Source organism: Staphylococcus sp. CoH_129_LAB_1 (assembly GCF_058191515.1).
Map to the genome: position 1 here is coordinate 1 of NZ_JBXWKZ010000031.1, position 15,176 is coordinate 15,176.

13 protein-coding genes and 1 pseudogene are annotated in these 15,176 nt (G+C 28.2%); 5 read left to right on the top strand and 9 right to left on the bottom strand.

Translation table 11 applies throughout. The annotated features are described in order from the left end of the window. Positions 1-737: 737 nt before the first annotated feature. Both AC2FB1_RS09080 and AC2FB1_RS09085 read left to right on the top strand, forming a co-directional pair. On the top strand, positions 738-1,601 hold the full coding sequence (locus AC2FB1_RS09080) for a replication initiation protein (RefSeq protein WP_490674906.1): 864 nt from the start codon (positions 738-740) through the stop codon (positions 1,599-1,601). 234 nt (positions 1,602-1,835) lie between these two features. Further along, positions 1,836-2,189 carry a GNAT family N-acetyltransferase gene (locus AC2FB1_RS09085; protein WP_490674907.1) on the top strand — a complete coding sequence of 118 codons (354 nt, stop codon included), beginning with the start codon at positions 1,836-1,838 and terminating at the stop codon, positions 2,187-2,189. 143 nt (positions 2,190-2,332) lie between these two features. On the opposite strand, the gene AC2FB1_RS09090 is transcribed toward AC2FB1_RS09085, so the two are convergent. The 7 genes from AC2FB1_RS09090 to AC2FB1_RS09120 all read right to left on the bottom strand — a co-directional run bounded on the left by AC2FB1_RS09090 (position 2,333) and on the right by AC2FB1_RS09120 (position 6,552). Beyond that, positions 2,333-2,653, bottom strand: a complete 321-nt coding sequence (locus AC2FB1_RS09090; protein WP_490674908.1) for a thioredoxin family protein — start codon at positions 2,651-2,653, stop codon at positions 2,333-2,335. A gap of 61 nt (positions 2,654-2,714) precedes the next feature. After that, positions 2,715-3,029 (bottom strand): thioredoxin, encoded by a 315-nt coding sequence (gene trxA / locus AC2FB1_RS09095; protein WP_011152946.1) that lies wholly within the window; start codon positions 3,027-3,029, stop codon positions 2,715-2,717. A 57-nt stretch (positions 3,030-3,086) separates the two neighbouring features. Next, positions 3,087-3,227: a hypothetical protein gene (locus AC2FB1_RS09100; protein ID WP_186329977.1), complete on the bottom strand. Its 141-nt coding sequence runs from the start codon at positions 3,225-3,227 to the stop codon at positions 3,087-3,089. 165 nt (positions 3,228-3,392) lie between these two features. Further along, on the bottom strand, positions 3,393-4,052 hold the full coding sequence (locus AC2FB1_RS09105) for a carboxymuconolactone decarboxylase family protein (RefSeq protein ID WP_011152945.1): 660 nt from the start codon (positions 4,050-4,052) through the stop codon (positions 3,393-3,395). Between the two features lie 208 nt (positions 4,053-4,260). Beyond that, the gene (trxB, locus tag AC2FB1_RS09110) at positions 4,261-5,214 is read right to left on the bottom strand and encodes a thioredoxin-disulfide reductase (protein WP_011152944.1); all 954 of its coding nucleotides are present in this window, start codon (positions 5,212-5,214) and stop codon (positions 4,261-4,263) included. An 82-nt stretch (positions 5,215-5,296) separates the two neighbouring features. Continuing rightward, on the bottom strand, positions 5,297-5,869 hold the full coding sequence (locus AC2FB1_RS09115; protein WP_490674909.1) for a TetR/AcrR family transcriptional regulator: 573 nt from the start codon (positions 5,867-5,869) through the stop codon (positions 5,297-5,299). Between the two features lie 515 nt (positions 5,870-6,384). Then, complete coding sequence (locus AC2FB1_RS09120; RefSeq protein ID WP_186329975.1) at positions 6,385-6,552, bottom strand: hypothetical protein; 168 nt, start codon at positions 6,550-6,552, stop codon at positions 6,385-6,387. A 111-nt stretch (positions 6,553-6,663) separates the two neighbouring features. On the opposite strand from AC2FB1_RS09120, the gene AC2FB1_RS09125 reads away from it, so the two are divergent. The 3 genes from AC2FB1_RS09125 to AC2FB1_RS09135 all read left to right on the top strand — a co-directional run bounded on the left by AC2FB1_RS09125 (position 6,664) and on the right by AC2FB1_RS09135 (position 11,803). Further along, complete coding sequence (locus tag AC2FB1_RS09125; RefSeq protein WP_490674910.1) at positions 6,664-9,228, top strand: CDP-glycerol glycerophosphotransferase family protein; 2,565 nt, start codon at positions 6,664-6,666, stop codon at positions 9,226-9,228. A gap of 273 nt (positions 9,229-9,501) precedes the next feature. Beyond that, positions 9,502-10,740 (top strand): ArgE/DapE family deacylase, encoded by a 1,239-nt coding sequence (locus tag AC2FB1_RS09130; protein ID WP_490674912.1) that lies wholly within the window; start codon positions 9,502-9,504, stop codon positions 10,738-10,740. 214 nt (positions 10,741-10,954) lie between these two features. Next, a complete protein-coding gene (locus tag AC2FB1_RS09135; RefSeq protein ID WP_490674913.1) occupies positions 10,955-11,803 on the top strand; it encodes a replication initiation protein in 849 nt (282 codons plus the stop codon). 1,239 nt (positions 11,804-13,042) lie between these two features. Here AC2FB1_RS09135 and AC2FB1_RS09140 read toward each other — a convergent pair. Together AC2FB1_RS09140 and AC2FB1_RS09145 are read right to left on the bottom strand one after the other, a co-directional pair. Further along, positions 13,043-13,398, bottom strand: a pseudogene (locus AC2FB1_RS09140) (transposase); the annotation flags it as partial. A gap of 306 nt (positions 13,399-13,704) precedes the next feature. Further along, positions 13,705-15,066 carry an SLC45 family MFS transporter gene (locus AC2FB1_RS09145; protein WP_490674915.1) on the bottom strand — a complete coding sequence of 454 codons (1,362 nt, stop codon included), beginning with the start codon at positions 15,064-15,066 and terminating at the stop codon, positions 13,705-13,707. Between the last annotated feature and the right edge of the window lie 110 nt (positions 15,067-15,176).

Here is a 15,176-nt window from a genome sequence, read left to right on the forward strand (position 1 = left end):
TAAAAAAGACAATTTCTATATTATTTCAATAGAAATTGTCTTTTTTCACTTATCCAGATACTTTATGTCCCGAACTCAATAATAATTACTTCATTTATGTATTTATTAAGATGAAAGCAAAAAAGTGGACTAGTCCAGCATTAGAAAGTTATTCCCTTTCTATTTTCATGAATAAACTTTCAAATCCACCAATATAAACATAAGACTTATATTTTTCTATAGATGTATGCTTAGGAGATACGTCTATACTTCGAGTTGATGTTTTTTATTAATTCAAACTGTACTACCTTATAACGTACTTTAAATTGTACAATAGTGGTGTAATGATACATATATAAATAACCATATAAGTATAAATGTATATAACATGGTATTTACAAATCTTTTTTCATCGTGGCTACTGTCTTATAAACGTCGCTCTTTTTAATATATTTTTATAAATATTTTTAAAATCTTTTTAGGGATTGTTTTATACTTAGAGAGACAATGGATTCAAGGTGTTAAAGGGAGTAGTTTTGCCACATAAAAGGAGTAGTTTTGCCACATAAAAGGAGTAGTTTTGCCACATAAAAGGAGTAGTTTTGCCACATAAAAGGAGTAGTTTAAATATCATCACTCCTTTTATTCATTGACGCCGCTATAAAAGTGTTTTATGCTTATATTCAATTGGTATAAGGGAGTATTCATTTTTTTAGTACTCCTTTATATGATGCAGTTACTGTTGGAGTGATGATAAAATGTCTGGTGAAACAGTTGTATATAAAAATGATCTAAACCTTGTCCCATTAAGAAAATTTACAAGCATAGAAATTAATTTGTTTTTTGCGATGTGCAATAAGTTAAAAGAACAAGACACCTATACGTTACATCTGACTTTTGATGAATTAAAAGAATTAAGTAACTATAATCCTAAAACGCGTAATATTAATAGATTTGTGAAAGATTTGGATGATGTATACAAAAAAATGTTGGAATTAACAATTAAGTATGAAGATGATGATATCATAGAGCGCTTTGTATTGTTTAATCATTATAGAATTCATAAAAAGGAACAATATTTAGAGATTTCAACATCCCCTAATCTAAAGCATATACTTAATTCAATTACGAATAATTTTACAAAATTTGAACTAGAAGAAATGACGACGCTTAAATCAACGTATTCTAAAAACATGTTTAGAATACTTAAGCAGTTTAAACATACAGGTTATTTAAAAATGAAAATAAATGATTTTAGAGAGCGATTAGATATTCCAACATCGTATAGAATGACCGATATTAATAAGAATGTATTAAAACCTATTATTAACGAACTCAGTCATATTTTTAAAGCGTTAAAGATACATAAAGTTAGAGCAAAAAAGGGACGTAAAATAGAATATCTAGAATTTATATTCGAACCTGAAAATCGTATTTATAATAAAAAGTATGCTAAAAGTAAAAATACAGTGGGTTCAAAACAATATATTAGTAGAGAAAAAACACCACAATGGTTAGAAAATCATACATATAATAAAGAAGGTAAAATTGACATAGATCCTCAATTCGAAAAGGATCGGGAAGCTTTTTTAAAACAACTTAAAATTGATTGGGATGAGTAACATTTATGATAGGACCTGTAGAGCCATACAATGTGTGAAAGGTGTGGCGAAAGAGGGGCATTAGGGAATGGTAAAAGATTACCTATAAGCACTAATTATGTTAACTAAGAGAAGAGGGCTTAAACATTGTTAAATCAACGTTTAAGCGTTATTATTATTGGAAATATTTAGAGCCATTACAAAAAGCTAAGGAATGGAACGGACCATATATCGAAGAAGAAAAATTTACGTTCAGTGAATTTAAAAATTAAATATAAAGAAACTTTCTTAGGTGTAGTTACTTCTTATTGGAAAGACAAGAAATCCAAATGGTTAGAATGTGATATTGTAATATACAAAAATGATAATTGGAAAAAGGGGCTAGGTTCTCAAGTGTTTAAAGAATGGATTAATTCTCTTTTTAAAGAAACTGACGCTAATAGAATAGGTATTTCAACATGGTCAGGAAATATCAGAATGATGAAAGTAGCGAGTAAAGCTGGAATGATAGAAGAATCACGTATACGTAAAGGACGAGTAGTTGAAGGGAATTTCTATGATGCCATACAAATGGGTATTTTAAGAGAAGAGTGGCAAAATTTTAAATAAAACAACTAATATTCTAAGGATATGTATTAAAAGAGACTTCCTTTTTAATATATCTTTTGGTAATCATCGATGATATAAATGCTTTTTAGATTCTAAATAATAAATGCTCTTCCAAAGAATTTAGGAGAGCATTTTGACATGTACTAACTTTCAATTTCATTTAATTGTTTAATACGATACTCTAATTCTTCAAAATCAATAATTCTTGCTTGTCGATGCATTTCTTTATTTTTATAAAATAAAATAACAACTGGAGCTGTAAATAGTGATAATTGACCAGCTGCTTCTGGTATCTCATTAACCATAATATTCAAACTGTTTAAATTATACCTTTTATCTAATGCCTCTACTTTAGGAAAATCAGCATGACAAACACTACAATTTTCAGACATTACATATAATAGTATCTTATCGTTTCTATCTATTTTGTACAGTAAGTCATTATAACTCATCACTTTTTCCATCCTTATACAGCTCCTTCTAAAGTTATTTTTGTATTATCAATTTCCTCCAATTTAAAATTAACTACAAATATTTAGTTAATACATTTTCTAAATTTGGTTTAGGATTAAAACCAATTAAAGTGTTAACTAACTCACCATCTTTAAAGATTAATAGTGTTGGTATACTCTGAATTTGGTATTTAGCAGCCAAAGCTTTTTCTTCATCGACATCTACTTTTCCAATTATTACTTTACCTTCCAACTCATCACTTAGTTCTTCTAATACAGGTGATTGCATTTGACAAGGCGGACACCAAGTTGCCCAAAAGTCTACAAGTGTTACGCCTTTTTCAATTGTTTTATTAAATGTTTTTTCAGTTACTGTTATTGTTGCCATATCTTTTAAATCTCCTTTTAATTGAATTCAGTTAGTTCTCATTTTCAATTACTAACTCTACTTACGTTTATACTCAGGGTTTATTTGAACTTTACTTTGTATAGTATTTCCTACTACAGAAATTGATAAAGCATCATGCATCAATTCCTCGATTTTTAAATCTTCTATTTCAGTATCTACGTTAAAAGTCACATTCAAATTATAAACATCAAGATTTCCCTCTTTTATTTCATGATTTTTGTTATTAGCTGATAATATTTAAGTTCAAATTTCCTAGATTAAATGGTTGGAATAAAGGTTCGAACTGTTGTTTGTTATTTATAATTTCCTCCTATAATCAATGGGGTATGCCACGTAAGTTATTTATTCATCGTATGCATTTAAGGCATTAACACCATGGGACATTGCAGAACCTGCTTTTAATAACGTTGCTACTAATATTGCTTCCGCAACTTCTTCTTTTGTAACTTTTGCTTTTTTAGCAGATTTAGTATGAATATCGATGCAATATGGACAGCCTGTTGTATGTGCCACTGCAATTGCAATTAATTCTTTTTCTTTAACAGTTAATAGTCCTGCTTTCATTGCTTGTTGATCAAAGTTTATAAATGCTTTAAAACGTTCTCCATCTAATTGTCCAAGTTCTTTCAACCTTTTAAAATAAGAAGCTTTATATAGTTCGTCATCTTCAATTTCGTCATATGCATTTAGCGTATTAACACTATGTGCCATAGCAGAACCAGCTTTTAATGCAGTTGCTACCATAATTGATTCAGCCATTTCTTCTTTTGTACCACCTAATTTTTTAAACTGCTTAACATGGTGATCAATACAATGTGGACATCCAGTTGTATGTGCTACTGCTATTGAGATAACCTCTTTAAACTTTTTACTTAAATGACCTTCTGATAAAACTTGATGATCAAATTCTATAAAGCTTTTAAAAGAATCATGAGAAAGTTTTGTGAATTCAACCAATCTTTTTGTATGGGACCTCTTGTATAAACTATCATTTTGTAACATTTCAAAAACTCCCTTAATTGTGTACCTACTAGTTGGTACAATTATTTTAAAGCTAAATCTTTTTATGTGTTATTTTCAATTGTTATGCTTCTCCTCGGTAGATTATTATAGTTCCTAATACGAAATACCTACCGGTCGGTACATAAAATACAATAACTTATTCTAAATTTAAAAGCAATAAATTAGTCTTTCATTTTAAAAATAAGGATTAAATAGATAGTATCTCACTTTGATCATTTAAATGTTCAATATAAGCAATGGCACTTTGTGCAGCAATACTACCATCACCCGTAGCTGTTACGATTTGACGTAAGCCTTTATCACGCACATCACCAGCTGCATAGATACCAGATACTTTTGTGCTCATATCTTCATTTGTTTCGATATAACCTACGTCGTTTGTAATACCTAAGTCTAAGAATGGTGTTGTTAATGGTTTCATACCGATATAGATGAACACACCATCTGCATCTAATGTTTGTTCAGAACCATCTTTTGTTGATTCTAACGTTACAGATCCTACTTTGCCATCTTTATCATTAATTGTTTTTAATGTGTGGCTCCAAATAAAGTCGATTTTATCATTTTTAAATGCACGATCTTGTAGGATTTTCTGTGCACGTAATTCTTCTCTACGGTGAACAATAGTTACATTATCAGCAAATTTCGTTAAGAATGTTCCTTCTTCAACTGCAGAATCTCCGCCGCCGATAACGAATAATTTTTTCCCTTTAAAGAATGCACCATCACATACAGCACAATAACTTACACCACGACCACCAAGGTCTTGTTCGCCTGGTACACCAATTTTTTTATATTCAGCACCCGTTGAAATAATCACTGCGCGTGCTGTTATTTCTTTATTTCCAAGGTTGATGACTTTGTAGTCACCTTTATCTTCAACTGACTTGATATCACCATATTGATATTGAGCACCAAATTTTTTCGCGTGTTCAAACATTTTTGTTGATAAATCTGGTCCTGTGACCATTTCAAAACCAGGGAAGTTTTCAACTTCTTCTGTATTTGCCATTTGACCGCCTGGCATACCACGTTCAATCATTACAGTACTTAAGTTTGCACGTGATACATAAACAGCAGCTGTCATACCTGCTGGTCCAGCGCCAATAATTGCAACATCAAAATCCACTTGTTCAGCCATTTATATTGCCTCCATTCATTAAATGATTTTTCATATTATCTGAATGTCAAAATTTAACAATCGATAATATGAAAATGATAAATTATGATAAATTATATTGCCATTTTATAATTTCAATCACATTTTTTAAATATTCAACGCTCTTTTGTACTTTAGTCAACATAATTGCACCTTCAATAGCTGAAAAAATAGCCTGCGCATGTTTTTCTGTATCTAAGTTTTCTATAAACTGTTGTTCTTTCAAGCGATCAAGATTTTCTTTCATTGAAAGTATCCATTTATCAATAAATACTTGTATTTTTTCTCTGAAAATCTCGTCATGTTCACTCATTTCAATTGCAAGATTTCCCACAGGACATCCAGCTTTTGAATTCATATCATCATGATATTTAAAGGTCCAGTCTAGCATAGCATTTAAATTCTCTTTAGGATTTTCACTTTTATGAAGTTTATTGTTTATTAGTTGTTCAGTCCAATCTTCAACTAAATCGTCTATTACTGCTAAACCTAAATCTCTCTTAGAGGAAAAGTAATAGTAAAATTGTCCTTTTCCAATATCAGCAGCATTTAATATGTCGCTGATAGAAGTAGCCTTGTAACCTTTTGAATGTATAACTTCCCGAGCAATAGTTAATATTTCATTTTTTTTTGACATACTTTCTTCCCCCCTTATCACTAAAAGAAATATTCATACTTAACCCCACCATAAACCTACCGGTTGGTACAAAAATATGATAACTCTTTCTAAAATGAAAATCAAGCCTTAGATTTTTTCACCTGTTTTAGTTTTCAAATCACTATCAATTAAAGATTTAAGATTCTTAATTTCTGCATTACCCAAAGTTAAATTTTCAAAGAATTACTTTTTACAAAATTAATCATTTGTTATATATTGAAACCAAAAAATAGAACAAACATTCTAAACTTCTTACATAGACAGAAATTAAATAAAAGTACAAAACGCTAACCACGGTTAACGTCCAAAATACTGTCAAATCAACGATGTTTTTTATGAATAAAATTACCTGAAACGCGGTATAACAACACTTCGACTGAAAAGATAATTTACATAATAGATGATTATGGGTAGTGAGTTTGTATGTTGAATACATTTTAAGACTATAAATTATCTAAAATGTATGGACTGGTTTTACAATATTAATAAACTAACTAAGTGTAAGGTATCTCACCTTCTTCTACTTGGCCTCTTTGTTCTAATAAATCTTCTTTCGATTCAATATCAATTAATTCGTATGAATACATTTTTTTAATTTCTTTATACTTTAAATAATAATAAGTTCCTAAAAGAGAAGTAACTAACAGTAAGATATTTTTCAATTTTTATTTTCTCCTTTTTATTCAATTTATATGTATGATAGATTATAATACTCATTAAATATATATTATATTAAATTCTAATAAAATAAAAAAACTGAAAGTGGTAATATAGTGATACATAAAATAAGCACAATGCTAAGAAGAAAATTTCAATTATATAAAATCAATGTAAATAAAAGAAATGTAGAAATGGAATTCGAATTGACAAATTTTATTCATTTTAATAAAGATGATTTTTACATAAAAAATGAATTTCGAGAAGTACCCTTCGATTATGTAAAATTATCAAGAAACACTTTTTACATAAAAATAGACTTAGAAAATTTTTCAACTGCTAAAGTTACATTCAATTTTTATTACAAAAAAAAATTGCTATGGCTTGTGGCCGATGAAAATATTGATAATGTTTTAGAATTATATAACCAGATTTATATAGTTAAAGTAGATAAATCTTTAACATTAACTAGGTATAAAACTAACTTTAATTTAGCAAATGAAAATAAAAAAATACACATTTCTCAAATCAATAATGAATATGCCTCTCTTAATACTGATGAAGTAATTTCGTCAATAATTTTATTAAATGATAATCAACAATTTGAGATACCTATACTAAATAATAAAATAAATTTATCTTTAATTTCTCAAGTCATTAAGAAAACAAAATATGTTGCCTATATTGTATTAAATAATATGATTTATCGCCCTCAATTTATACAAAGTCAAAAAATTAATTATCTATTTATGAGTTATAAATGGTGCGATAACAACCTAAATCTATTAATGAATACTTTAAAAGTAACTCAATTTTCTGCGAATTCTTTATTAAACGAAACTTCCATAAGAATTGGTATGACTATTGAAAATATAGATACTAATTATGAACTAGAATCTTTGGGGTTAATAGATAGTGATTTAACAAATTTAGAATATTTAAAAACAAATATCTATAATTCGAAAGTTTTCTCAAAAATAGTAATTAGTGACTTTGAAAATATGAAAAACAAAAAAATAATAGCCATTTATCATGATAAATATAATAAAGATAAAAAAGTTTATATCTTAAATAACAGAAAAAAAGTGCCTTTTATAGATTATTACAATTCAAACGATCAAATACATCAAATTAATATAAAAAATAAAAATGGACTTACTATCGTTAATTCAAAACCTAAAATCAAATCAGGTATTAATTCTTTAGATGAAGATAATTTAAACGTTTACCTACAACCTAATAAGATTTATGATACTTTTCAGTATTTTATAACATTCGAAGAAAGATCATCACATAATAATTATGAAATGGAAATTCATAGAGGAGAGCAAAATATAAAGATTCCATATGATGAAATTGAGCATTTAAGAACATCTTCTAAAAATATAATTGATATTTTTATTTCCATATATGATGGTCCGACTTTAATTCGAAAAGAAAAAATAAAGTATAGAGAAGGAATATATAAAAAAGATAATTATATTACATTAAAAAAACAAAAATCAGATAACAAACAAGTGTATTATATGATGACTTTAACTCCTTTTAAAAATATAAAAATTGAGTCATTTGAATTAACACATGAACAATATGAAATATTAGAAAATGGCAAAAAACAAAATAATGTTTGGCTAATTGGAGAGCGAACAGATACTGCTCAAGATAATGGTATTCAACTTTTTAAATGGTTAAAAGAAAATACAGATATAGAGGCCTATTACGTTATTGATGAAGAGTCCAAAGACTATCATAGAATTAAACATTTAAACAATATCGTTACCTTTGGTTCTAAAATGCATTTTGAAGTTGCTGCTAAAGCGAATGTTCTAATCTCTACACATGATTTAGAGAACATTCTCCCTTATAAGACTGCTAGAAACTTTTGGAATTATGAAAATAGTATAAAAGTATTCTTACAACATGGCGTTTTAGGCAGAAAAAAAGTTGAATATGATAAAGCATATTATGATCTTCCATTTCATTTATTTAATGTCTCTAGCACTCAAGAAAAATATGATGTTGTTGTTAATCAATTAGGTTATGATGCAAAGGACGTAGCTATTACAGGATTACCAAGATTTGATAACTTGCCTTTAAATCCTAAAAATAAAGTTAAAAAAATATTGATTATGCCTACGTGGAGAGATTGGTTAAATAGTGAATATGCATTTAATAATAGTGAATATATGAAAAGATACTTAGAATTAATTCGTAATAACAAGCTTGAAACATTAATTAAAAATCATAACATTGAAATCAATTTTTATCCGCACTACAGATCTCAAAGCTTTTTCAAATATCATATAGATAAAACTGAAGGAAAGATTAATTATATAACCTTAGGAGAAAAAACTGTTCAAGATTTACTAATTGAACATGATATTTTAATTACAGATTACAGTAGCGTTAGTTTCGATTTTTCTTACATGAAAAAACCAGTAATTTTTTATCATTTTGATGTTGATAGGTTTTTTAGAAAGGGTATTTTAAGACCTGTTGCTGAAACGTTTATCGGAGATATTGCTTATAATGAAACCGAATTATTAAATAAAATCGAAAAAACTATTTATGAAGGAAATCTAGTTTCAGATACTAATTTAAGTAGTATTTTTGATCATATTGATCATAAAAATAATGAAAGAGTTTATAACGCAATATTAAATAAAATCAATGAACATTAACAGCTATATTTTTATTTGTTAATTTAATAGGTTTAAACTATGAGTGGCTAGCATTTAGCCACTCTTTTTTTGCGTAAGCAAAAACATAGGGGGGTGAGGAATATCCCCAACAAGCCGGAGACTCTACTACGTATGTAGCTAGCAAAGAAAATAATTACTAAACTTCAATTTTGCATTGTAAAATTGAAAGGTTTATACGTATTAATTTTTGAATATAATAATGTTTTTATAAGGTTATTATAGGGAAAAATTTTATTAAAGGTGGGGTAGATGATGAATGTATTAACGCAAGAAGATAGAATACAAATTTTATCTGATATTGTTGAGATTAAAACTGTAAATGATAACGAATTAGAAGTTGCTAATTATTTAAAAAAGTTGTTTTCTAAATATAATATTGATTCTCAAGTTGATGAAGTTTCAAAAGGACGTGCTAATTTAATAGCTACTATTGGTTCTGGAAAACCAGTTGTTGGTATTTCAGGTCATATGGATGTTGTAAATGAAGGTAATTATGAAGATTGGTCATTTGAACCTTTTCAATTAACTGAAGATAATGGATTTTTATATGGTCGTGGTGCTGCAGATATGAAATCCGGATTAGCGGCATTAGCAATTGCACTTATTGAAATTAAAAAAAATAATGATTTAAGTAAGGGAACTATTAAATTTATGGCAACTGTTGGTGAAGAAATGGAACAATCTGGTTCACGACAACTTTATGAAAAAGGCTATTGTGATGATTTGGATGCATTGCTTATTGCTGAGCCATCTTATCCAAGTTTAGTATATGGACATAAAGGTTCAATGGATTGTCGAATTACTTCTAGTGGTAAATCTTCTCATAGTTCTGCTCCTTTCTTAGGAGAAAATGCAATTAATTCTTTACTTAGTTTTATTCAAAATATTAATGAGGAATATAGTGGTTTAACGAAGTCCGTTAAGGGAAAATCTTTAGATTTTAGTAATATGATTAAAACACTAGGTAATGAACTTCCAAAAGATATTACTCAAGAACAAGCACAAGAGCTTATTGAAGGATTAGTTATAACAAATAGTATTATTAATGGCGGTTCACAAGTTAATTCTGTGCCAGATTCTGCTTTTGCTGAATTTAATGTACGTACGATACCAGAATATAACAATAATAAAGTTAAAGAATTATTTAATAAACATTTACAAAAAGCTAATGATAATGGAGCCAAGTTATCAAAGGAAATTTTTCTTGATCTAGATCCGGTTGTTACAACAGGAAACAATAAATTAGTTGAAATAGGTTATGAAAAGGCACGAGCACATTTTCACAGTGAAAATGAATTAATAATAACACCAACTGTTGGTGTTACCGATGCTTCTAATTTAATGCGTGACAAGGATGAAAATTTTCCATTTTTAGTTTTCGGCCCAGGTATAGGTCCACATCAAATAGATGAATGTGTTGAAAAAGAAAATTATTTAAACTTTATTGATTATTATATTAATCTGTTAGAAACATTTATTAGTGAATATTAAAGATATATAAAGAAGTGATTTTTAGTTACACTTTTTCCTTTTAGGAATTTATAAAAAATTGTTTTTATTGTATTAGTATATTCGTCAATATTATAGACGAATTTATTGTTATATTATTCTTTGAAAGAATAATATTTTGATAAAGCATCACGCTCTTGTTTTTCGTATACCTCTTGCTCAAAGTTCCAAAATTCGAGTAGGAGGTATTTTTATTTTGGTTGCTGAAACTTTAATAGTTTTGAACTTAGTTCCTTTGAGAAAATTTAATAATACAGAAGTTAATTTGTTCTTTACTTTGTGTAATAAATTAAAGGATAAAGGCAATTTAACTGTGAATATACCATTTGAAGAATTAAAAGAATTAAGTAATTATTATAGTCATGATAAAAGACTATTTATTAAAGATTTAGAAAAATTCTATGATAAAATTTTTTCTTTAACATATAGAGAAGAAACTGAGAATGTCATTAGAAGGTTTGTGCTTTTTACTAAAGTTGAAATTTATAAAGACGAAGAATACGTTTCTATTGCTGTTAATCCGGATTTAGAACATATTATTAATTCACTAACTAGTAATTTTACTAAATTTGAGCTACAAGAGATGACACACCTTAAATCTACATATTCTAAACATATGTTCAGAATACTTAAACAGTATAAACATACGGGATACGTAAAAATTAAAATTGATGATTTTAGAGAGCGTTTAGATATTCCGAAATCTTATAGGATGACAAACGTTAATCAAAAAGTATTAACCCCTATAATTAAAGAATTAAGTTTTATTTTTAATAATCTACATATCAATAAAATCAAAGCGAAAAAAGAACGTAAAATAGAATGGTTAGAGTTTACTTTTGACGCTGAGCAACGCATTCACAGTAAGAGACAACCTCAAATGAAAGATATAGGTAAACAAAAACAATTCATAAGTCGAGAGAAAACACCACAATGGCTAGAAGAGCAAACATATAAAAGACAAACAAACAATAAATATGATCCTCAATTAGAACAAGATCGAAATGCATTTTTAAAACAACTTGAAGTCGATTGGAAAGAATAATAAGCAATACCAAAATTTTTACAAATAATAAAAAGTGTTGTATATTAAAATTAAAGGGAAGTATAGTATGGTTTGAACAAGCGCCCCACAAAGCTTTGTGGGGCGCTTGTTATCATGAAAAGTGTAATTTTTATTTGACCATCATACCTTCTTTGTACACAAAAGTGAAGTTTCTTATCACAGAAACTTCACTCATGAGAATGCATAAAAACGTGCGATAGAGGGTATGTATTTAGAGTAAATAGTCCATGAATTCACATAAAAGGGAGAAACACTGGTTTGACGGCGTTTCTCTCTTTTTGTTTAGTGGATATAATTAATTATCGTTATTCACTTTGTATATGATATTCATTTAGTAATCTTTTATATTTATTATTTATTTTGATAACTAATCTTTTTTCATCCTCTTTAGCCAATTCATTACATAATCTATACTTTTTATATAATAGAAAAGAAGAACAAAAAGTACTACAAGTTGGTTATAAACCAGTGGCAAACATCAAAACTATTAAACTAAATAAAAAAACGATAAAGATATACAAAAAACTATACTATCCTTATTTGTAATTTCAAGGTACTTTTGAGAGTATTTAGGGATTTTATATATAAATATTAATTAAAATAATTTTATAGCTCTTAACACGCAAATATGTGCTTAATTTAAAATTGACATAAAAACTAACGAACCATCATGGTTACCTTTCATAGTTCCTACGGAATCAAAAAGTATAAAAAAACACTGAATTTTGAGCTCACATTATAAATCTTGAACAATTTCAGCGTCGTTTCTTTGCTTGTCTATCAGTTAATCTAAGAACTTTATAGTATATTTTCATGTTTTTTTAATGGCTAATTCCAACACACAATAAAATATTCTATATTTTGCTCAAACCTAATAAAACAAATAAAGAATTTTAAAAGATTTTCTTATTTATATCATAAAGAGAGTAGATACAACTCTACTATTTTTTGCTTTATTGACGTTGAGACTTATCAAATTCTTAACTAACTTTTCTCAGTATAAATGCTATGTTATACTGTGTATAGTGTTTCTCTTATTGTTTCATGATTTAACCTCGTTCTTATAAATTCAAAGAAGAAAAAAGTTTGGAACATAAAGTTTCTGGATAAGTGAAAAAAGACAATTTCTATTGAAATAATATAGAAATTGTCTTTTTTATAAATTTTTTGATTATTTTCAGCTCATTGAGCTGCTACTTTTCTTATATTGACTTCCCTTATAAAATTTTGTTTTAAACACGGACTATGAAAAATTGAATAAGTAAAGATTCTAATAAAGTATCTATTTTGAGATCGACTCTAAATCGATTAATCGTTTTATAAGAAGGTGTTTGATTTTGTGAAAGCCGCATCATTTGAATACTATCATTAAGCAATTTTTCTACCAAAAAATACAGATTGTATTTAGGCATATAACACTATTTTCAATATCATTTTAGAATGATAAGATGTCGTGCCACGATGATGTCTGAATTCATCGAATTCAGTATCGGAAATTGTTTCAACAATATCATTGACATATCATATGTAGGAATAAGAACTGAAGTTTCCATTGGTAGAGTAAGTTGAGTCATGTTATAATATTTATACTTAAGTTACCTCTTTAATTTAGTTTGTTAGTGCTTATTAAATTATACGAAGGAACCTTATTTTTTAAGTATTTCAATTTAAAATTATACATAAAGACAAAGTATTTTCGCGAGACTCTTGAGGAAATAGGACAGGTGGAAGTTGTCTCCTAAGAAATCGAGTAAACAATACGCAGTATTGTAAATAAAGAAGCCAGTAAATGAGTTTATAATAAACTCATTTACTGGCTATTTTGCTAGAAATTATGTCCCAGTCTCTTACAAATTATAAATAAATTATTTTTTAGTATCTCATTCAAATTTTGCGTTAATAAATTTAACTGAGATTGCACCCAGAAGCATCATGATTCCTGCAAATAATAACATCGCTGGCATCGAACTTCCTAATAGTGGGAAAAGTACAAAGCTTACTACAGAAGCGACAATTTGTGGTAGACAAATACTTGTATTAAATAAACCTAGATAAGCACCTGAATTTTCTCCATCAATTGCTTCGGTTAATAGTGTAAATGGTTGAGTATTCATCGTTAAGTTATTAATACCAATAAATATAAATGAAATAATGAGTAACCATTGGTTATGAATAAAGAACATTGAAATAAGACCTAATCCACCAAAAATTAATCCAAAACTATACCAGAATTTTCTTTGAGAGGGTTTAGATTTTGCAATGACAAAACCAAAAATAACTGAACTTAAAAATTGTATACAGTATAAAACACCATACCAGTTCCCTGCTGCTTGATATCCTGCTGAAGAAGGGTCTGTTGCATTCCATACATTTTTTGCTATTGCACCTGTTGAATACGTCCAGAGATACATTAATGCGAACCAGTTAAAAAATTGAACTACACTAATTTGCCAAAATTGTTTAGGCGCAGTTTTTAACAGTTGCCATAAATTTAATTTCTCATTCCTATTGTCATCTGAAATGCCGTGATAATAGTTATATGTTTTAGGTTCATATTCTTTAACGGAAAGAACCGTCCAAATAGAAGCAATGAGTAATACCGCTGCTGCAATATAATAAGCTATTTTTACTGTCATCGGTACTTCCCCTTTAGGCGCTACATTACTCATTCCCATCATTGTTAGTAAAAATGGTAATAGTGTAGCAATAATACCACCTAAATTTGAGAAGATTTGTTGCCATGACCAGGCCATATCTCTTTGTTTTTCGTTTACCATATCTCCAATAATCATTTTATAGGGCTGCATACACGCATTTGAAGTCAAATCCATAAGTAACGTCATGATTGCACCAAATGACAACGCCATAAGTGATGCATATCCAAATCCAAACGAACCTGCATTAGGTAGTAGGACTAATACGATCGCTCCAATGGGACCAGCAATTAAAAGATACGGCATCCGACGTCCAAATCTAGTCCAAGTTCTATCAGAATAGTATCCAATAAGTGGCTGTACAATCATTCCTGCTAATGGCGGCAAAATAAAAAACCAACCTAAATTATTAGGATCGGCGCCGAGCGTTTGAAATATTCTTCCCATCATTGCTGATTGAAGTGCAAATGCCATGTTTACTCCGAAGAAGCCAAATGTAATAGAAAAAATAACTGCTTTTTTTAAATAGGGTAGTGTAATACCTTGTTCTTCAGTATTTTTAGTATGTATTTGATCTGTATCTTTCATTTCTATCTCTCCTATTTATTACTTGCTATAGCTATTTAATTATTGAATTAAATGACTATAGCAAACAGCGATTTATTGGAATCGTTTTCAACTGTAATTATAACATTTTT